The following is a 21,158-nucleotide window of genomic DNA, read 5'->3' as shown; positions in this document are numbered from 1 at the left end:
TATCAAGGTTTTAACAAAAAATAATAAAAGGTTATGAAAAGTTTAAAAAGTTCACAACCTAGTTAGTTTTAATATTTAAAAATTTTTTTAAAACAATGTTTGAGCAAAGAGGTATTTAAGTATACCGTAAATATTAAAAATAATAATAATACAAACTTAAAAAATTTCATTTTATAATAGTCTCCTTATGATGATATGATTTACTTTATGATTGCTATTTAAAATAGTTTTCAAATTAAATAAAAGAGTTAATCATTAACTCTTTTATTTAACTTCCATTACTTAAAGGTGTTTGACTTACATTTTGTTTCAACATTAATATTTTCTTTTCATGCTTTAACTTTTGAGTTTCTTGAAATTTCAACTGATATTGTAGTTTAAGTAAATCTCTTTTTTCTATAACTTCTTTTAAATTTTTAATTTCTTCTTCAGCACAACTATGTAAATATTTTTCTTTCAATGAAGTTAGGTCATTTTCTTCAAAATCATTATATATTTTGTGTCTAATATTTGTTATATCAACAACTTGTTTTTTATTTTTCAAAACAGTTTTTACAGCTTTAATATTTAAAAATGGAGTACCACTTTTATTCTTTAAAACCTGATAAGTTCCTTCCACAAATAAAACTTGCTGATTTAACTTGCTGTTTGTTAAATGAGTAGTATGCCTTCTGCTAAAATTTATTACTGCAATAGATGGATAAGAACCATCTATTGCAGGTATTTTTTCAATTAATCGGCTTTCTCCATTTTCTAAAAATGTTAAGTTTTCTAAATCGCTACATTCTAAAGCTAGGGTTATGTATGCATCGATAATTTTCATATTTTTAAATCCTCCTATAAAACTAACTAAATAAAATTGAATAATAACTAAAAATTAAAAAGTTTTAATAGTTAAAATAAGCAAAAAGGAATAAACCCTAATCGCTTTTATATGTACCAACACGTATACAGGTTAATTGAGTTAAATAGTGTTAAAGTAAAAACTAGATAGTATTATCTTTAATCGTTTATAGCTACACCTGTAAAAGTAAAGATTTTTTTAAATATCTTGATTAAAGAGAAATCTTTTTTGAAGGAATCTCTCTTAGTTACAGAGTTGTTGTCTTTACATTTATCATGTATTTTATCTATTGGTGTAGATATATATTTATACGGAAGAACCACTTTACCACTAAACTCACTTTTTTCAGAATTCATGATTTTTTTTATAGAAAAGTGATATTCTAAATTTTCATATATATCATTCCATAGAATCGTATTTGAATCGATATTATATATTCCATTACTAGAAATAGCCTTATCCAGTATATGTATAAATGATCCATCTATGTTTCTTATAACATTGTTAATTTCAATAGGTGATGAATCTAAATTAAATTCATAATTATTTAAAACAACTTCTTGGTTTTGTAGGTCTAAAAGACCAATGTTATTTAGACCATTTAAAGTATTTAAGTTTCTTATTCTATTATTATTTAAACTAAGACAAACTAAATTGGTCAATTTTGATAGAGGGCTTAAATTTTCTATTTGGTTTGAACTCAAATCTAAGTAGTTTAAGTTAGTTAAGTTCTTTAAAGGTTCTAAGTTGGTTATATAATTTTCACTTAAAGTCAAATAAGTTAAGTTAGTTAAATTTTGTAAATAAGTTATGTTATTGATTTTATTTTCATCTATATTTAGAGTAACGAGCTCTTTTAGGTTGCATATAGGGCTTAAATCACTAATCTCATTTTTTGATAACCCCAGATAACTCAAGTTTTTGCAATACTGAATGCCCTCAAGATTGTTTATTCCCACTCCAGTTAAATTCAATGCTAGAAGACTCTCTAATTGAACTCTAGTTATAGGGGCATCATCGGGTGAGTTAAATTTTGTGTTAAGAGCTTTCTTTAAGTTAAAATCAGGTATATTAATAACTTCATGTCTATTCATTAGTGTATTTTCTTTTTTCTTAAAATCAGTAGTTAACTTTACAATTGCTTGTTCCATGTATATTCTCCTTTTGTCATTAAAAATCTTATATAGTGATAAATTTATTTTTTAAATTAATGTTTTTTATTTTATAAAATACAATTCGATTTTATGCATTTACAATATAAGAGGTAAATCAAAACAAAAAGGTTCAATTTTTTTAAAAAGTTTTTATATTTTTATATGAAATATTTTTAATTAGAAAAAATTAATACATATTTCATATAAAAAGCATATTAAATTTATCTAAATAGAATATAGTGTATGTACAAGTAAAGGTATTAAACTTGAAAAATTAAAGTAAATACTTATTAAATTAAAAATATAAATTAACTTGAAATTAATCTCATGTTTTACATATATAGGAAATTATAAAACTGAAGATATTTATACTTATACACTCTAAATTCAATGGAGTTACTATGTTTAACTATTTTTAGAGTAGATTTTTCATAGATATAATTTGTTTTAAATTAAAATATTGAAGTTTTCTTACAATATTGACATGAAAGTTTAATAAAAAACATGTTAAACTTTCATTAAATAAGTGTATAGATGTATATTGTAGTATAAATTTATAAAATTGTAAGGAGAGGATGATTAGATGCCTAAAAGTTTATCTCATTATTCATTCAATGATGATTTAACAATCAGAAATTATTTAGCATTAATGACATGCATTATAAATCCAAGAATGACTCAATCAAAGGCTGTAAAGTTATTTGAAATTAATTGTAAGGGTGATAAAAGAAGAAAATAAATACAGATATTAATAATGTTTAAGTTTTTAGAAGGTAAATAAAGTTTTAATTTAAAATTAATATGGGGTATTCTATTAAGTTTTAATCGTTATAGTTTTATAAATTTAAAACTATCTTACAGATTAGCTTAGTTAAATATATAAATGAATTGAAAAAACTGAAGATAGTCTATCTAGTGATTAGGTAGACTATCTTTAGTTTTTGTTAAAAAGTTAAAATTTAATTGATTTTATGGTCAATATGCGCTATATAATTTTATTAAGGATGTAAATATATTTAAAATTAAATTAGATTAGGATGGTGTAAGTATGAAAGTATTGTTAGTCAATGGAAGTCCAAATAAAAATGGATGTACATACACAGCATTAGAGGAAGTTTCAAAAGCACTAGAAGCAAGTGGAATAGATACAGAAATTTTTCACATAGGTAATAAGCCTGTAGGAGGATGTATAGGATGCCGTTCATGTAAAAATACAGGGAAATGCTTCATGAATGATGGAGTTAATGATTTTGTAGAAAAGGCAAAGTATTCAGATGGATTTGTATTTGGATCACCTGTTTATTATGCATCTGCAGCAGGATCATTAGTATCTTTTTTAGATAGAGTATTTTATAGCGGAGGAAAACACATGGCATTTAAGCCAGGTGCTTCAGTAGTTAGTGCGAGAAGAGCAGGAACTACTGCTACATTCGATCAATTGAATAAGTACTTTACTATCTCTAATATGCCAATTGTTAGTTCTCAATATTGGAATATGGTCCATGGAAACACTTCAGACGAAGTAAAAAAAGATGTAGAAGGATTACAAACAATGCGAGTTTTAGGCAAAAATATGGCCTGGATAATAAAATGTATAGATATTGGTAAAAATAATAATATAGAAAAACCAGATTTAGAAGATAGATTACATACAAATTTTATAAGATAAAAATTATAATAAAAAAGCACTTCGAAAATACGAAGTGCTTTTTTATATATTAGAAAGTTTTTCATCTTTGTTTTTAAGTATTTTGGATATTATAAGCTTTTCTATTCCCCACATTGAAAAAGCTATAATTCCAATAATAATACCTTGATTTAGATTATATGAAGAAACAACAACTCCTACAACTATGCATACAAAACCATTTATTACTCCATTCACTTGATCCTTAGAATTATAAAATAACGGAACTCTTTTATACTGTTCTATTGCTGATACTATCAGTCCATATACAATAAAAAATATACCTATAATCATTTTTATAATCATAACTTCTCTCATAATTTTAATCCCTCCCTTAATTTAATCCCCTAGTTTACTAAAGCATACTATTTTAAAAATATAAAATCAACAATGTGTATATTTTTGTAACTTAATTGAAATTTTAGCTCTTTTATAATATAATAAATTGGTAAATTAAATCGGCGATGGAGTTCGCCATTAAATGCATAAGATGCTAATGACTCCTACTCTTATAAATATTTAAGGGTAGGAGTCTGTTTTTTTGCAGAAAATAGACTAGGAGGATTAATTGTGAATGAATTAAAAAAACATATAAAAGAAAGTGAAGTAGTATCTATTGTATTTTTAAGATGGTTTTTGCTAGCATCCATATCTGGGATTGCTGTTGGAATTGTAATATCATTTTTCTTAAAAAGCTTACAATGGGCAACAAGTACGAGAGAATCAAATCCATGGTTATTATACATGTTACCTATAGGAGGAGCTTTTGTAAGTTATTTATATTCTAAATACGGTAAAGATTCATCAAAAGGAAATAATTTAATTATTGAACGAATTAATGAGGGTGAAGGTAGAATTCCTTTTAGAATGGCACCACTTGTGTTTTTAGGAACGTTTATAACCCATTTATTTGGAGGATCTGCTGGTAGAGAGGGTACTGGAGTTCAAATAGGAGCTAGCGTATCTTCTAAAATAGGGGAACTTCTAAAATTAAAAGGTATGGATTATACAATACTTATAATCAGTGGTGTAAGTAGTGGTTTTGGAGTTGTATTTGGAACACCTATCGCAGGAACTGTATTTGGACTTGAAGTTTCAACTCTTGGTAAAATGCGATATGAAGCAATAATACCTTGTTTTATATCAAGCTATATAGGAAACTTTATAGCAGAAATTTTTAAGGTTCAGCACAGTCATTATAATATGGGATTATCTTTAACTGGTGTTGATGTATTTTTCAAAGTTATAGTATGTGCTGTTTTATTTGGGCTTACTAGCAAACTTTTTGCAGAGCTTACACATGCTCTAAAGAAGTTTTTTGCAACTAAAATACCCAATACATCTTTAAAAAGCTTTATAGGAGGTATTATCATTATTATTATAGTTTTAATTCTTGGAACTAGAATTTATCTTGGATTAAGTCTAGATTTATTAAGTAATGCATTTAACCAGCCTGTTCCTAAAGGGTCATTTATAATAAAGCTTGTTTTAACATCAATTACGCTTGCTGTAGGATTCCAAGGTGGAGAGGTTACTCCATTATTTGTAATAGGAGCAACTTTAGGAAACTTACTTGCAAGTATTATCGGACTTCCTATTGAATTTTTAGCAGGGCTTGGAATGATAGGAGTATTTGCAGGAGCTACAAAAACACCTATAGCATCTTTTATAATGGGAATTGAATTATTTGGATCTGCTAATATTGGATTTATATTCATTGCTTGTGTAATAAGTTATGTATTTGCAGGTAAAAGCGGTATATATACATCACAAGACAGTAGTCTTCTAGATAGATAATTTTTTACAAATAAAAAAAGACTGTTTCCGATACAGTCTTTAAAAGGGGTATTTTAATATTAATACTATTATTGGGGGGATAGTATTATTAACTTGATTAATGAGGGGCATTTAAAGCCCCTCTATATATGTCCGTTCCTACTGATTGTTAATATATGTCGTTTCTTGATGTCTATGTATACAATATACTATAATAAAATATACATGTCTATAATATAAATATATTTTTATATAAAAATATATTTATATTAATTCTTAATAGTTAAAATATATAAATTAATTTATATGTTTTTCTAGGATTATTACATTTAACGTCTAATATATTTTAAATGAGCATTCATAGAGCGCTTAAAATGGAGGTTATTATGTATAAAAGAAAAATATTAGAAATGGATGAACTTCAGGTTTACACATATATAAACTGGAAATATGAATATCCTTATGATTTTTATAATATCCCAGAAGAAGGTATAAAAGAAACTATTGATGAAATATTTGAAGATAATAATAGCTTTTACTTTTCTGTATTCGATTCTAATGATAAATTATTTGGTATATATGAGTATACCTTTAGAGCAAACTTTATGGAAATTGGACTTGGTATAAGACCTGAAGATACTGGTAAAGGACTGGGGTTAGACTTCATAAAAGAATGTATTCATTTCGGAAGGACTACCTTTTTATATAGAGGAGATATTTGTTTAAGAGTTGCTGATTTTAATAAGAGAGCTATAAAGTTATATAAAAAAATAGGTTTTATTGAATTTTCTAGAGAAGCAAATATTTCATTTGGAAAACCTGTTGTTTTTATATGTATGAGGCTACTTAATAGTGCCTCATATCTTAATGATTCTCCTGAAATCGAATATGAACACTTTAATTGATTTAATAGCTCAGATATATATTACTATTAAATACAATTTAAATTTCCTTATGTTTGTTAAAATAAAAGGTATGTAAATTGAATATTATAATATTCAATTTACATACCTTTTATTTTTATATTTTAGTTTTTAATATAGTCTATGTCTTTTTTCCTTTATTTCATATGCAAACGAACTCCATGTCCATGTTGTATAAATTAAAAATAAAGTTGTGTAAAATGCAGAAAATAATATATCATCAGTTTCTTTATGCACTAACTTTAGTATTAAAAAACATGAACTTTCAAAACATAAAATAGATGAAATAGCCATATTAACATATAAAGGTTTTTTGAAAAAATTCACCACATATTTAATAAGCTCTTTATTTTCACTTGAATCTTCAAAAAGCAATTATATCATCTCCCCCTAAAATTCTATAACCCCTCAATATATATGGTATCACAAAATTGTCACACAAGTTTTAAATTGTAGTAAAATTTGTATTTTTCGCACTAAAATTAAACAAATTACCATTATTTTATAAAGTATATTCTTTTAAGAGTTTTACTCAGGCTATAACTAAATATATATCAAAGTTTTAAATGCATATTTTATATGTTTAATGTTTGAAGCCATTCCTTAACCTTGTCTAATGAACTATCCGTTTCTTTTTTTAATGGATCTACTAATTCGATATTCCCTATAAACATATTTTCTGAAAGTTCTTTTTTGAAGTTAGCGAAACACTTCTCACTTCCACCACCTCCATGGCAAGCAAATAAAGCTATATTCTTATTATTTATAGTACTAATATCTAAAAAAGTATTAAATGGAGCTGCATAAGTTCCAGCCCATACAGGAGTACCTAAAAATATATTATCATATTTACTTATATCAATTTCCTTATTCATAAGTTCTGGTTTTTGCTTAAATATTACACTCTTACCTCCCCATACATACTTTCTAAATCCTGAAGATGGAAATTCTTTTTTAGGTTTTAATTCTATTATGTCTGCGCCAATTTCTTTAGCTATAAATTCTGCTATTAACTTCGTATTACCCTCTAATGAATAGTAAACTACTAAATTTTTCATGTGCTCTCCTCCTTATATATGGATAATTATATCAGATATATAAGTTATAATTATTATCTATATAAATTTAAGTTATTTTAAATTTTTTGTAACGAAAGTAGCTTTTAGAAGTCTCATTTATGTAAGGAGGATTCTACTTTGAATGATTTTGAAAATTTATACAACCAACATTTCAAGTATGTTTATAGGTATATATTATCTATTTGTAAAAATACTGAAATAGCTGAAGATATAACACAAGAAACATTTTTTAAAGCATTAAAAAACCTAAAAAATTTCAAAGGTCAATGCAATGTAAGATCATGGTTATGCCAAATAGGCAAAAATACTTATTTTTCATATTTAAAAAAGCTTAAAAAACAATGTGAAATAGATATATGTGAAACAAATAGCATTAGTTACTTAGAAGATAATTTAATTTTACAAGAAAATGTATCCGAAGTTCATAAGGAAATAGATAAACTTGAAAATGTATATAAAGAAGTTTTTTGTCTAAGAACATTTGGAGAACTTTCTTTTTTAGAAATAGCCAAAATTCATTCAAAAAGTGAAAGTTGGGCAAGAGTTACATATCATAGAGCAAAATTAAAAATCAGAAAAAACATGGAGGTGAACATTTATGAAAAAAGTTGATTGTGAAATAATTCAAGACTTGCTTCCTTTGTATATAGATAACATATGTAGTGAGAAAAGCAAGGAATTAATAAATATACATATACACTCTTGTGATGAATGTCTACGCGATTTAAATATAATGAGAGAGTCTATGTTCTTAATTGAGCCTCATACTAATTCAGATAATAATTCAGAAATAGATATATTAAAAAAAATTAAGAGTTCTTTATTAAAAAGAAATATAAAACTAGTATCTATTAGCTGTATTTTTATAACTATAGTTTTTGTATTACTTGGACTTTATATATTTAAACATGAAGATGTTATTTTATATAAAGATGTATCTATTAAAATCGATGAGTTTGGTCCTGAAAAAAATATAATCTACACTGGTCCTGCTAATAATTTAGTTAAATCTACTGAAAAGACTATAAAAGAAACTGATGATACAATATATCAATCAATTAACTTATGGCTAACAAAGACTCCTTACACAACATTTACTAAACCAAATCTTAAAAATTATTCTGTTTTTACTTTAAATGATTATGTGGATTGTGTTGATGTAGAACATCCAGATACAAAGAAAATTTATAAGCATGTTGAGATATATTATACGGACGGTATTTCAGGTGAAAAGCATTTATTATGGAAAGACAAAACGTTTTAATATTAAAATTTATAAAGGTGTACTTTTTTTGATACATAAATATATTTAAAATTGTTGTAAAATTAGGATTATATACAAAGTTTTGAGGGGGATATTATTATGGCTTTTTTAGAAAAATCAACTAGAAAATGTAATGAATGCGGTGAGGTCCTTGGTAGATTTTGGGGTGATGATATATGCCCCAAATGTAAGGAGAGTAAAAATGAAGCAATTTTAGCAATTGAAAATCAAAGAAAAACTGAAGAACTAGATAAGTATGAAGAAGAATGTAAAAAAGCAAAATCAATTTGCAAAAACATTATACTATCAACAACACCTTCATTAGAAGGCTATAAGATAAGTGAGTACTTAGGAATAGAAAGTTCTGAGGTAATAATCGGAACAGGGGTTGTTACTGACTTTATATCAAGTATTACTGACTTAGTAGGTGGTAGAGCTAGTGGGTATGAAAATAGCCTTGCTAAAGCAAAACAAGAAGCCTTTGATATATTAAGATTTAAAGGAGCCTTACTAGGTGGAAATGCAATTGTTGGCGTAAAGTCAAGTTATATGGATATTGGAGATAATATGTTTGGTGTTTTTATTGAAGGAACTATTGTAAAAGCTGATTTAATCAACTATGAAATATAATAACATAGACTTAAAATCAAGTATTATTATATTTCATTATAAAAATTATCTGTTAACTTAATTAACAAATTAAATCAATCAACTTCTTAAATTTTAACTCATAATGCCGATATTAAATGTTAGTTGGAGTGAGTGGATAAATAGATAAATTTGAATTTACGGGGGATGTAATTGAAAAAACAAATAATTTTTATAATATTAATAATCTCAAGTTTTACTATTACAGGATGTACTTATACTAAAATACCTGGCAATACTGATGAATCTATTAAGCAATACTTAATAGGCTCTAAATTAATAAATTCGCCAAGTAAAGAAGATATATCCATTGTAGATAATACTTATATTCAAAACTCTAAGATTGTAGGATTTTCAAGTAAATATAATAATGGGGTTGTTATATGTGAAAAAAATAAAAAAGGTAACTATATATTGAGCGATGTTAGATACTCTACGAAAAAAAAAGAAACACTTGGAGTTGAAAATTTTTTAGTTAATTATAATACATACAACGGTGCTTCTAAAAGTAGTAATGCTTTTGTCTTAATATCTGATGGTTCTAAAGTTTCTCATGTAGAAATTACAATAAATGATACATATAAGTGTAAGGAATCATTTAAACTAGATCGTCCATCTATGATTGTTGTCAGTAATGATTTATTAAGCAAAAAATCTTCTTACGTAAATTGTAAGTATTTTGACAAAAATAATAATGAAATAATCCAAGAAATTTAATAAAAAAGCTAGCTGGAGGACATTTGTCCTCCAGCTAGCTTTTTTATTAAATTTCTTGGATTATCCTTAATGAATGGAGATGTTTAAGTTCCTAATCTTTTAAAATATATTTAATCTTTTTTTAAAATGTTTTAAATGATTTTTAAATCTATATTTTTTATAAAAGGTAATTTGAAATTAATATTATGTTTTTGTATTTTAACTTCAAATACTAATTGTCTTTAATATATTTAGAAACTATACGGATTTAAGATATAAACAATAACAACTGTCTATATCAAACTTTATTTGATATTTTTCAACTTTGACATTATAAAAAATATTTCGTAAATGTAAACAAAAAACGACAAAATAAAATATATTTTTATGTTAGGATTTATATAAAAAGTTGGAGGTATTATAATGGAAATAATAGATAAAGAATACACAATCAACAAAAATAATTTATTGGTATATGTTGTTTTAAGCATGCTAACATTATCTATTATCATTATTTTAAATGTATTTTTAAAAGAAAATATTGAATCAAGTTATCTACAATCAACGTTGCATTTCATAAAATTTTTTAATTTTCTTATTTCCTTACTAGCCATAGGTAGTTGTTTAGTTTCTTACAATAGAACAAAAAATGAAAGTATTTTTTTAGTTTTATTAATGTTTGTTGGTTTGTCAGTCGGAATTTTATTTGGGCATATAGATTATCTACCTTATTACTCAAAGGAGCTATCTTCATCCCTATATGTAGTTATATCTTCATCTATACTTAGAGTTTTTCTACTTATGCTTGCAGTACTTCCAATTAATAGAATAAGTTCAGTGATAATTAATAACAAATATCTTTCAATATTTATTGTTATATGTTTAACCACAATTTTAGGTACTTTTGAAAGAAAGTTATTTATTTATAATAATGAATTTAATTCAAATACATTTTTAATTTATAATACTTTTTTAACTTTAGCATATATTATTTGTTCAGGTGCTTTGTTTTTTAAGTCAATAAATGATAAAGAGTCTATATTTGTAGTTCTAAGCTCTAGTATCTTCATACTTGCGATAAAAGCAATTTATGCTATACATATATCAACTCGATTAACATTTTATAATAAATTGGTATCCATATCATTAACGTATATTTGTTTTTTTATAGTAATTATAGGAGCGTTAATTGAATTGTTTATTTATATGTCTAAAACCAAAGTATTAAATAATAATTTAAACTTATTTTATAACTTATCAGAAAATGACAAACATAGTTTTATGTTAATTTTCGATGAAAACGCAAACTTATTATATGCTAATAAAAAAGTTAGAGATTATTATTCATGTGTTGATGACCTTGATAAATTAAATATACTTTTAAAAGATAAAATTTACAAATCAAAGGAATATGATGAAATTATAAAATCCTTAAATTTAAATAATTGTTGGAGAGGGGTAATAAAAATTGAAGATAGAAATATTACTTTAGATTGCTGTGTTCAAACAATAAATTCAAAAAGTAATAAAAAAGAGATTGCAGTTACATATATAGATATATCAAATGTCGTTAAGAAAGAACTCGAAGTAAAAAAACTTAAAACTTATGATAAAGAAAAAACTGAATTTATAGCTAATATTTCGCATGAATTAAAGACTCCAATTAATTTACTTTATTCATCCATTCAATTGTTAGATAGTTTTAGTGTAAAAAGTGCAATAGACTTTAATGCTATATACAACAAATATAGCAAAATATTACGTACAAACTGTCAGAGGATGACAAGACTAGTAAATAATATCATGGATTTATCTGAAATAGACCTAGGTACACTTACTGTAAAGTTTAAAAATTATAATATAGTGTCTATTGTAGAAGACGTAACCTTATCTGTAATTGAATATGCTTTATCGAAAGGTATAACTATACAGTTTGATACTGAAGAAGAAGAGCATATTATAAAGTGCGATGCTTATATGATTGAACGCTCTATATTAAATTTGCTATCAAACTCAATTAAATTTTCTAATAAAGGGTCTTCTATTTTAGTAAATTTAAACATAGATGATCAATGGACTAAGATTGTAGTAAGAGATGAGGGAATTGGTATATCTAAAGAAAACCAAGAGGTTATTTTTGATAAGTTTGTCCAAATAGATAAGTCATTTACTAGGTCAAATGAAGGAAGCGGAATAGGATTAAGTATTGTTAAATCTTTAATAAATCTTCATGATGGAGTTATTACTGTTGAAAGTGATTTAAATAAAGGGAGTTCATTTACAATATTTTTACCAAATGTAATAATTGAAAACTGTTGTCCTTCTATATATAATATAAATTCATATAACGCTGAGTTAGAGCTTTCCGATATATATGAAGTTGTAACTTAACATATATTTAAGTAAAAAATTCGCTTCACTCATCTCTCTAATGACTTCGCCCATTACTTATAATACCAATATTTTTACTTTCTAAAAAATATTGATATTAATATACTTCACAGATTATATACAAGCATTATTTAAGTATAGTTTTCTTAAGCATAAAAAAATGGAGGACAATTGTCTTCCATTTTTTATGCTTAACCCCCACTTAATACTTATATCATTCTTAAATAAGATACTTTTATAGAAACGTAATTATAGTAGTATCTATTTAAAAATAAGTACTACTCTAAATTAAGTATGTAAATACTTTTTCATTTATTTTTAATAGTTAGATAACTTAATTAAATCCTTTAGTGCTTAGTTGATACTTCAACCTTTATATTATATAAAACTACTTTAAATAAACTTAATTCAATCAGCTGAAATTAACTGCAAAATTACCACTAAATCTATAGAGACTTTTAAATTTGTAAAAATAAAAGTTTATTAAGAAAAATATTAAATATAAAAATATTTTAATATATTTTATTGTAAAATTATGTAAAAAAATAATTAAATATTGTTATCTATAGTGATATTATATAATTAGAGACTAATTAATATGGGGAGGGGTTTTTAATTATGGATCAAAAGGTAAAACATCCAATGGGACTTTGGCTAGCAAATATATCTATTGCTCTTCAAAGTTATGCAGGCTATGCAGTGTCATCTATTCTAATATTATTTTTTACAGCAGATATTAGTCAAAATGGATTAGGTTTAAGCGTAGCAAAAGCAACTGCAATTATAGGTTTATATCAAGGAATAAACTATATGGGTTCTTTAATAGGGGGATATATATCAGACAAGTGGCTTGGAATACAAAAGTCACTTATACTAGGATCTTTTATTACTGCATGTGGATATATACTTTTATTTTTTGCAAAGCCAAATATAGCAAGTGTATGGTCTGGGTTAATAGTACTCGTAATAGCAGGAGCATTCTTTAAGGGGCAGATAAGTTCTCTTGTAGGTACTTTATATGATCAAGATGAGTTATCAAAAAAAGATGCTGCTTACAGTATTTTTTATATGTTTATAAATATAGGTTCTTTCTTTGGCCCTATTATAGCTGGTTTTATATCAGATAAATGGTTTGCCAAATTAACATCTGATGGAGAAATAGCAGCGTATGGATATAAATATATTTTTTTAATGGCTGCTATCGCAATGTTTATTGTTTGCTTTTTACTTATAGTTCTATCTCCAAAATGGTTAGGTGAAAAAGGTAAATATCCAGTTTATGATAAAGAAAACAAGTCTAATAAAAAAAGTGCAGATAATGCTCTTACTCAAGTTGAAAAAAACAGATTAAAAGCAATGGGTGTTTTATTTATATTTGTTGTTTTATTTTGGACTGCATGGTATCAAACATCAACATCATTTACATTATTATCAAATGAGTTAGTAAATAGAAATTTAGGAAGTTTCGTAATTCCGGTTCCATGGTTAACATCTTTCAATGGAATATTATGTGTTGTATTATCTCCTGTACTAGGTAGTATATGGATTAAACTATCTAAATCAAAGCACGGAGACCTATCTATTCCTTCTAAAATGGGTCTAGGTATGCTTCTTACAGCTGCAGCATTTATTACAGTAATATTAGGGATAAAAACTTTAGGTGGAGTATTTGATGGAAGCAAACAAATGAATATACTATTTATTCTTTTAGCTTACTTCTTATTAACTGTTGGGGAGTTATGTATATCTCCTATTGGAATGGCAATGTTTAATAAATTAGCTCCACAAAAATATAGCTCACTTGCAATGGGTGCATGGTATATGAGTTTCTTTTTCTCAAACTTAATTTCAGGAAAAGTTGCTGGTTTCACAGAAACTATGGGATATACTAAGATATTCGTGTTAATTACTATTGTAGTAAGCATTTTTGGAGTTTTATTAATCCTAATGAGAAAGAAATTAACAGAGTTAATGGCTTTAGATAAATTTAATGCAAATGCATAGCTATTTTCATTACAGATATAAAAAAAGGAGCATTTAAATGCTCCTTTTTTTATATCTGTAATGAAAATAATTTATTCTGGAACTATAACTACAGTACACTTAGATTTTTTAACTACATATAAAGTTACAGATCCTATTGAATCTATAAAGTTTTTCTTAGTTGATTTAGTCATAACAATTAAATCAAACTTTCCATCTATTGACTTTTCTATAATCTCTTGACCTGCATCCCCTATTGTATAATAAGTTTTTACTTCATAGCCTTGTAGCTTACTTTTTAAACGATCTAGCATACCTTTTATTTCTTTTTCAGATTCTTTTACTTTCATATCTATAATCATTGGATTTGTTAAGTTAGTTAAAACAACATCATTTACACACATTAAGGTTATCTTAACCTTTTCTTTTGAAAATTCATTTAATATAAAATCTAAGGATTTTTGACTTCTATCACTACCATCAATAGGAACTAAAATGCTTCGCATATAATCACATCCTTTTATTTTAATTTTATCATATATAAATGTTGAATTAAACAAATTATCCCATTAATTTTTATTATTAAAAATATATATTTACTAATTTAATTTATAAATAAAAGTTGTAATTCTAATAGTTTTATAATATTAAATATATATTTAATATAAATTTAATATATATTTAATATTTTTAATGATTTTGAATCTACAACCCAATTTTAGAATTACTTAATCATATATATAAATAGTTTTAAAAACTACTATAGATACCTAGTAATTAGATTGAAAATTTCAAATTTTTTAACACGCATTTAATAAATTAATTGCTACTATATTATTATAATAATAATTAATTTCTATGGGTATTAAGTGTGGAGGTAAAATGAATATATTATTTTGTAAAAAATTGCTTTTAGTTTTATTGTATTTTTTTCATGTAGATAATTCTACTATTCTTATGGACATTTTAGTATCCTCAACTATAATTTTTAATCTATTTTTAATTAAAAAGTTCAAAGGATTAGAAAAGAACAAGAAAACACCTGGATTTATCTAGGTGTTTTCTTGTTCTTTATATTTGAATATATCTTATTCTAATTAGATAATTATTCAATTAAATATGAAATTAATATACATTTCAACAGGTTCTATATTTTTTTTTTGTTATAGTCTAACTTTAAATCTTAATAAAACTTAAGGTTTACTTATAAATTGTTTAATATCTTTCCTTTAAAATTAACTTATAAAAATTTTTAAGGAGTGTGTATATATGAAATCTAAAATAAAAGCAATAATAATATCAGGAGCACTAGCATTATCAACATTTTTTATAAGTTCTTATTCTGTAGCTTTTGAAAATTCACTTGAATCAGAAAATCGCCCAGAAATTATAGAATCTAATTTAATGCTGGTTAATAAAAATAATTCATTAAAATCAAGCTACAAACCTAAGGAATTAGTTATTCCTAATATAAGTTTTGATACAAGTGCTACAAAAGAAGAAAGGCTTATGACCCCAAACAGTGCAAAAGCAATAGAAAAATTGTTTAAGGATGCCAGAAAAGATGGTATAAATTTTTTAGGAATGTCAGCCTATAGATCTTATGATTTACAGAAACATACGTATTATAATAGAATAAGATCAGTTGGTAAAAAAGAGGCTGATAAATATGTTGCAAAACCTGGTAAAAGTGAACATCAAACAGGACTAGCAATAGATGTGACTAATAAAGATAGGTGGTTTGTTAAGTCAACTGCAGAAGCCCAATGGCTAGCTGCAAATGCTCATGAATATGGTTTTATACTTAGATATCCTGAAGGTAAAGAAAATATAACTGGGGTATCATATGAACCATGGCATATCAGGTATATCGGCAAAAAAGTAGCTCAGAAAATATATGATGAACAAATAACATTTGAGGAATTTTCAGAAAAAAAATAATCTAATAGGGAGGTTTAATCTAAATTGAGAAGTAAAATACTTGTTGTAGATGATGATGATGAAATAAGAAATTTATTGGAAATTTGTCTTTCTAACGAAGGTTTTAGTGTTGTTAAGGCATTCGATGGAGAAGATGCTCTTAATATACTAGATAAAGAAAGTATACAGTTAATAATATTAGATGTAATGATGCCTAAACTAAATGGAATGGAAGTTTGCAGTATAATAAGAAGAAATTTAAATATTCCAATACTTATGCTTAGTGCAAAATCAGAAGATATGGATAAGATACAAGGAATAATGACAGGTGCTGATGATTACCTTACAAAACCATTTAATTCTTTGGAGTTAATTGTTAGAGTTAAAGCCCTCTTAAGAAGATCTTATTATTTTAACAGTGCTTCAAGCTCGAATAATATTATTAATATAGATACATTAACAATAGATAAAAATCAACATAGAGTTGCTATAAATGAAGAGGAGATTCCTCTTACATCTAGGGAATTTGATATATTGTATCTTTTAGCAGTTAATAGAGGCTCTGTTCTGAGCTCTGAAGATATATTTAGAAAGGTATGGAAAGAAGATTATTTTCAATCTAATAACACAGTTATGGTTCATATGAGCAGAATAAGAGATAAAATTGAGAAATATACTAATGGACAAAAAATAATTCATACTGTGTGGGGAGTAGGTTATAAAATTGAAAAATAAAATAAAATTAAGTTTACCTGTAATGAAATATATGTTTCATCCAATTCTCAATCTGATTGTTAGTTGTATGTTATCCGGAGCCATTTTATATTCAGCTTACATAATATCAGACTCATTGTACAGAAAATCAAAGTATGAATTAATCAATAACTCTGTTGACTATTTTATGTACATTAAAAGACTTTTAACTGGTGATTTAATTTATATTATCTTATTCTCAATACTTTCATTAATTATATACGCTGCACTATCTTATAAAAGAAGTAGTAATATAATTGAACTTATCGATAGTGTAGATAAAATGGCTAATGGTAATTTAGATAGTGAAATTAAATTAAATACAAATGGTAATATAAAAAAATTGGCTACCAATATTAATAATATTATTGATCAGTTGAGGAATATAACTGTTGAAGAAAGAAAAGCACAGCAAACCAAAACAGACTTAATAACTAATGTTTCTCATGATCTAAGGACTCCGTTAACTTCTATAATTGGGTATTTAAGCCTTATAGAGGAGGATAAATATAAAGATGAAGTTCAACTTAGATACTACACAAGTATTGCTTATGAAAAATCAAAAACTTTAAATGTACTTATAAATGATTTATTTTATCTTACTAAAATGCAGAATAATTCCATGCCTTTAAATACAATGAATATAAATCTAGTAGAGCTATTAGGACAAATTATATCTCAATTTGAATATATGCTAAAGAGTGAAAATATAAAGTGTAGACTAAATTTTTCGGAGGATAAACTTACAATTCAAGCAGATCCTGTTAAACTAGTAAGAGCTTTTGAAAATTTAATTACTAATGCTATGAAATATGGTAAGGATGGTAAATTCATTGATATAACAACTAAAAAGGTAGGTACTTTTGCAATAGTACAAATTATAAATTATGGAGAACCTATACCAGCGATTGATTTACCCTATATTTTTGATAGATTTTATAGAGTAGAAAAATCGAGAAATAGAAATGATGGTGGATCTGGGTTAGGGTTAGCAATTACTAAAAATATCATAGATATGCATAATGGAAATATATATGTATCAAGTGACTATAATTGTACAAAATTTGAAGTTCACCTAAATTTAAGCTAAATTAACACTTTATATGTATATTCTAATGTAGTTACCATAAATTCATTATTAATAAAAAAGATATAGTATTTTATTTATTAATTTAAATAAAATGCTATATCTTTTTTATTTTGAGCTAATATGTCTGCATTACAGTGTAGACGCAATGACCTCGCCTATTTATCATTAATAACATTTTTCTAATATAAATTCTCTAAATCATTTGAAATAATTTTAATTTTAAATAATATCATTATACAGATATTATTTTGTATATTATTACTACAGTTGTATTCAATTCTAAGTGTTAATGCATAAAAACATTAAAATATATAATTCAGTTTAATATAGCTATTATTTATAAACATAATTATTTATTAATTTTACTATATAATAATTGATATTATCGCCGTATTATAATTTTATCGGTCTCTATATAATGAAAAAATATTATAGAACTATTAAGTTTTTCATTATATAACTAAGTGATATAAATTATTAAATAATATTACTTAATTATATATATCTAAATTTTAAAAAGGGAGAAATTATGGTATTTCTATTAATGACAATCATCGGTATATTTTTCATATTTAAAGCTTTTTTAACTTTGTTTTTTACTTTATTTAAAAAAGGAAAATTTTTAAGAAAAAAATTAATATTTATATCTTTAAGTTTAGTTACTTTAGTTGAATTCTATATCACAATTTCAGCTTTACCTACTAATTTTATTGTAAAAAAAGTTACACTTGAATTTTTAATGATTTTATTATTTTTCAACTTATTTTTATATTTAGTTAGATGTAAAAAAAGTTTTAACTCTAGGAGATTGATCCTAGGGATTTTATCTACGATATCAACAATAGCACTATTTACTTTTTAGCTCTACAGTTTTTATATTTATAAACAATAAATATAATTAACAAAAAGGTGAACTTAACTTTAAGTCACCTTTTTTATTATTTCATTTAAATTTCAATACTAAATTTTATACATTAATCTTAAACAATCATTTGTCATATGTTACGAAAAAGATACTTAAGGAAAGAAAACATTAAGATTTAATTACTTTTATATATGATACACTTTTTCTAAAGGAGGTACAGTTTAAATTAATAATTATGAATTTATATAAAAAATAAGAGAATAATAATTTATAATGTTTTAATCTTAATTTGTAAATATAAGGAGAGAAATCGTGAAAAAATTTTTAAAATATTCATTAATTGCAATTATTATTATTATTGTTATTGTAGGTTTTAATTTCAAAAATATAGTTGCAAAGTTTAATTCTTTTATAATTGAAAGTAACATAAACAATCAAATTAAAATGCAGTATGATGATAAAAAAGTCACTAAATCAAAAAATGATATTAATATAAATCAATTTCAAGCAGAATTATCTCAAATGAGTGATTTAAAATTTAGAAATATTGATAAATTAGTGTCAAATGCTACTATAAAAGACATACAATCTTTATATGATTCGAAAAAACTTACTTGTGAAGATTTAGTTGTATATTATTTAAAAAGAATTGAAAAATACGATATAAACAAGCTTAATTCAATAATAGAGTTAAATCCTGATGCAATTAAAATTGCAAAAGAAAAAGATCAAGGAATTAAATCAGGAAAACTATACGGTATTCCAATAACGTTAAAAGCAAACATAGGAACTTCGGATAAAATGCATACAACTGCAGGTTCTTACGCTTTAAGAGATTCTGTTTTAGACGAAGATTCTTTTGTTGTTAAAAAGTTAAGAGAGGAAGGTGCAATTATCCTAGGAAAAACTAATCTTAGTGAATTTGCAAACTATATGACTACAAAATCTTCTAATGGGTATTCAGCTTTAGGGGGTCAAACGCAAAATCCTTATGGAAAGTTTGATGTTGGTGGGTCTAGTTCTGGATCAGCATCATCTGTTGCAAGTGGATTCTCAGTAGCATCCATAGGAACTGAAACAGCAGGGTCTATAGTTTACCCATCTAGTCAAAATTCAGTTGTAGGAATAAAACCATCTATTGGACTAGTTAGTAGAAATAGAATAATACCTATAGCAGAATCACAAGATACAGCTGGTGTAATATCTAAACATGTTGAGGATTCTGCTTTAATCCTAAATTCTATATATGGATATGATTTAAATGATCCTGTTACTATTAAATCTAAAAATTTAAATGAAGATTACACACACTATCTAAACAATAATTCTTTAAAAGGTATAAAAGTTGCTATGCTTAAACCTATTTCAGCTAGAAATGAAGAACTTAAAATCTTTGAAAGAACAGAAAAAGAACTAAAAGATATGGGGGCTCAAGTTAAAATTGTTTCATTTAGTGATAATATAAATAAGGTAAAGATGAATGAAGCGTTAGAGGCTGGATTTAAATTCGACATAGATAAATATCTAAAAATCGCTAAAGTAGATGGGGTAAATAGCTTACAAGATATAATTGATATTAACAAACAAGACCTTGAAAATAGAGCTCCTTATGGACAGGATTTATTAGAGAAATCTTTAGAGAATAAGACTACGCCAGAAGAATATAATAAACTAATTGAATCCAATAAAAAAATAGCAAGCAAGGAAATAGATACTATATTAAAAAGCTCAGATGTAATAGTTTCATTAAGTAATCAAGCTGCCATAGCATATGCACCTGCTGGTTATCCAGCTCTTACAGTTCCTGCTGGCTATAAAAGTAACGGAGAGCCAGTCGGCATTACTTTTGTAGGCTCAATGTTTGAAGAAGGTAAACTATTTAATATAGCTAATATATATGAAGGTGATACTCAGTATAGAAAAAATCCAAGCTTAAAATAAAATTTATTTTATGTGTATATCATCTTTTAAATCCATCAGAGTCTTTATTTCTATACTCTGATGGATTTTTATATACTATAATTGTAGTATATAAAATTGACATCAATAAATTTTTATGGTTAAATTATTTTATTATTAAACAAT

General features: G+C 25.1%; 20 protein-coding genes and 1 riboswitch. Of the genes, 14 read left to right on the top strand and 6 right to left on the bottom strand.

From position 1 onward, the window contains the following. Positions 1 to 268: 268 nt before the first annotated feature. On the bottom strand, positions 269 to 823 hold the full coding sequence (locus KXZ80_RS17495; protein WP_021434358.1) for a hypothetical protein: 555 nt from the start codon (positions 821 to 823) through the stop codon (positions 269 to 271). 179 nt (positions 824 to 1,002) lie between these two features. Next, complete coding sequence (locus KXZ80_RS17490; RefSeq protein ID WP_021434348.1) at positions 1,003 to 1,995, bottom strand: leucine-rich repeat domain-containing protein; 993 nt, start codon at positions 1,993 to 1,995, stop codon at positions 1,003 to 1,005. A 586-nt stretch (positions 1,996 to 2,581) separates the two neighbouring features. Here KXZ80_RS17490 and KXZ80_RS17485 point away from each other — a divergent pair. Together KXZ80_RS17485 and KXZ80_RS17480 are read left to right on the top strand one after the other, a co-directional pair. Continuing rightward, positions 2,582 to 2,737 carry a hypothetical protein gene (locus KXZ80_RS17485; protein ID WP_021430601.1) on the top strand — a complete coding sequence of 52 codons (156 nt, stop codon included), beginning with the start codon at positions 2,582 to 2,584 and terminating at the stop codon, positions 2,735 to 2,737. 309 nt (positions 2,738 to 3,046) lie between these two features. Then, entirely contained in the window at positions 3,047 to 3,667 is a 621-nt protein-coding gene (locus tag KXZ80_RS17480) for a flavodoxin family protein (protein WP_021434381.1), read from the top strand. A gap of 42 nt (positions 3,668 to 3,709) precedes the next feature. Here KXZ80_RS17480 and KXZ80_RS17475 read toward each other — a convergent pair whose 3' ends face one another. Next, positions 3,710 to 4,003 (bottom strand): hypothetical protein, encoded by a 294-nt coding sequence (locus tag KXZ80_RS17475; RefSeq protein WP_021434364.1) that lies wholly within the window; start codon positions 4,001 to 4,003, stop codon positions 3,710 to 3,712. Between the two features lie 133 nt (positions 4,004 to 4,136). Further along, a riboswitch (Fluoride riboswitch) is annotated at positions 4,137 to 4,198 on the top strand. Between the two features lie 57 nt (positions 4,199 to 4,255). Between KXZ80_RS17475 and KXZ80_RS17470 the strand changes: the two genes are divergently transcribed. Continuing rightward, positions 4,256 to 5,482, top strand: a complete 1,227-nt coding sequence (locus KXZ80_RS17470; RefSeq protein WP_021434387.1) for a voltage-gated chloride channel family protein — start codon at positions 4,256 to 4,258, stop codon at positions 5,480 to 5,482. A gap of 365 nt (positions 5,483 to 5,847) precedes the next feature. Further along, positions 5,848 to 6,366, top strand: coding sequence for a GNAT family N-acetyltransferase (locus KXZ80_RS17465; protein WP_021434398.1), 519 nt, complete (start codon positions 5,848 to 5,850; stop codon positions 6,364 to 6,366). Positions 6,367 to 6,495: 129 nt separating this feature from the next. Here the strand turns inward: KXZ80_RS17465 and KXZ80_RS17460 are convergent, their stop codons facing one another. Both KXZ80_RS17460 and KXZ80_RS17455 read right to left on the bottom strand, forming a co-directional pair. Next, positions 6,496 to 6,759, bottom strand: coding sequence for a hypothetical protein (locus KXZ80_RS17460; RefSeq protein ID WP_021434377.1), 264 nt, complete (start codon positions 6,757 to 6,759; stop codon positions 6,496 to 6,498). 200 nt (positions 6,760 to 6,959) lie between these two features. Beyond that, a complete protein-coding gene (locus tag KXZ80_RS17455; protein WP_021434351.1) occupies positions 6,960 to 7,442 on the bottom strand; it encodes a flavodoxin family protein in 483 nt (160 codons plus the stop codon). Positions 7,443 to 7,580: 138 nt separating this feature from the next. Here KXZ80_RS17455 and KXZ80_RS17450 point away from each other — a divergent pair, with 138 nt between their 5' ends. The 6 genes from KXZ80_RS17450 (at position 7,581) to KXZ80_RS17425 (ending at position 14,466) form a co-directional block, all read left to right on the top strand. Next, positions 7,581 to 8,075, top strand: a complete 495-nt coding sequence (locus KXZ80_RS17450; protein WP_021434388.1) for an RNA polymerase sigma factor — start codon at positions 7,581 to 7,583, stop codon at positions 8,073 to 8,075. Further along, positions 8,062 to 8,727: a zf-HC2 domain-containing protein gene (locus tag KXZ80_RS17445; RefSeq protein ID WP_021434397.1), complete on the top strand. Its 666-nt coding sequence runs from the start codon at positions 8,062 to 8,064 to the stop codon at positions 8,725 to 8,727. The genes KXZ80_RS17450 and KXZ80_RS17445 overlap by 14 nt, the downstream gene beginning before the upstream one ends. 99 nt (positions 8,728 to 8,826) lie before the next feature. Beyond that, positions 8,827 to 9,357, top strand: coding sequence for a YbjQ family protein (locus KXZ80_RS17715; protein ID WP_021434374.1), 531 nt, complete (start codon positions 8,827 to 8,829; stop codon positions 9,355 to 9,357). Between the two features lie 171 nt (positions 9,358 to 9,528). Beyond that, positions 9,529 to 10,092: a hypothetical protein gene (locus KXZ80_RS17435; RefSeq protein ID WP_021434369.1), complete on the top strand. Its 564-nt coding sequence runs from the start codon at positions 9,529 to 9,531 to the stop codon at positions 10,090 to 10,092. 402 nt (positions 10,093 to 10,494) lie between these two features. After that, entirely contained in the window at positions 10,495 to 12,462 is a 1,968-nt protein-coding gene (locus KXZ80_RS17430) for a sensor histidine kinase (RefSeq protein WP_021434350.1), read from the top strand. A gap of 615 nt (positions 12,463 to 13,077) precedes the next feature. Continuing rightward, positions 13,078 to 14,466 (top strand): peptide MFS transporter, encoded by a 1,389-nt coding sequence (locus KXZ80_RS17425; protein WP_038286123.1) that lies wholly within the window; start codon positions 13,078 to 13,080, stop codon positions 14,464 to 14,466. A gap of 71 nt (positions 14,467 to 14,537) precedes the next feature. On the opposite strand, the gene KXZ80_RS17420 is transcribed toward KXZ80_RS17425, so the two are convergent. Next, positions 14,538 to 14,951, bottom strand: a complete 414-nt coding sequence (locus tag KXZ80_RS17420) for a universal stress protein (RefSeq protein ID WP_021434363.1) — start codon at positions 14,949 to 14,951, stop codon at positions 14,538 to 14,540. Positions 14,952 to 15,714: 763 nt separating this feature from the next. On the opposite strand from KXZ80_RS17420, the gene KXZ80_RS17415 reads away from it, so the two are divergent. From KXZ80_RS17415 to KXZ80_RS17400, 4 genes are all read left to right on the top strand, one after another. After that, positions 15,715 to 16,386, top strand: coding sequence for a M15 family metallopeptidase (locus KXZ80_RS17415; protein ID WP_021434354.1), 672 nt, complete (start codon positions 15,715 to 15,717; stop codon positions 16,384 to 16,386). A 24-nt stretch (positions 16,387 to 16,410) separates the two neighbouring features. Next, a complete protein-coding gene (locus tag KXZ80_RS17410) occupies positions 16,411 to 17,100 on the top strand; it encodes a response regulator transcription factor (protein ID WP_021434382.1) in 690 nt (229 codons plus the stop codon). Continuing rightward, complete coding sequence (locus KXZ80_RS17405) at positions 17,090 to 18,208, top strand: sensor histidine kinase (RefSeq protein WP_038286125.1); 1,119 nt, start codon at positions 17,090 to 17,092, stop codon at positions 18,206 to 18,208. The genes KXZ80_RS17410 and KXZ80_RS17405 overlap by 11 nt, the downstream gene beginning before the upstream one ends. 1,177 nt (positions 18,209 to 19,385) lie before the next feature. Beyond that, complete coding sequence (locus KXZ80_RS17400; RefSeq protein WP_021434380.1) at positions 19,386 to 21,014, top strand: amidase family protein; 1,629 nt, start codon at positions 19,386 to 19,388, stop codon at positions 21,012 to 21,014. Positions 21,015 to 21,158 lie beyond the last annotated feature (144 nt).

Source organism: Paraclostridium bifermentans (genome assembly GCF_019916025.1).
GTDB lineage: Bacteria > Bacillota > Clostridia > Peptostreptococcales > Peptostreptococcaceae > Paraclostridium > Paraclostridium bifermentans.
The sequence above is the reverse complement of the archived record's forward strand: the minus strand, read 5'-3'. Positions and strand labels throughout refer to the sequence as shown.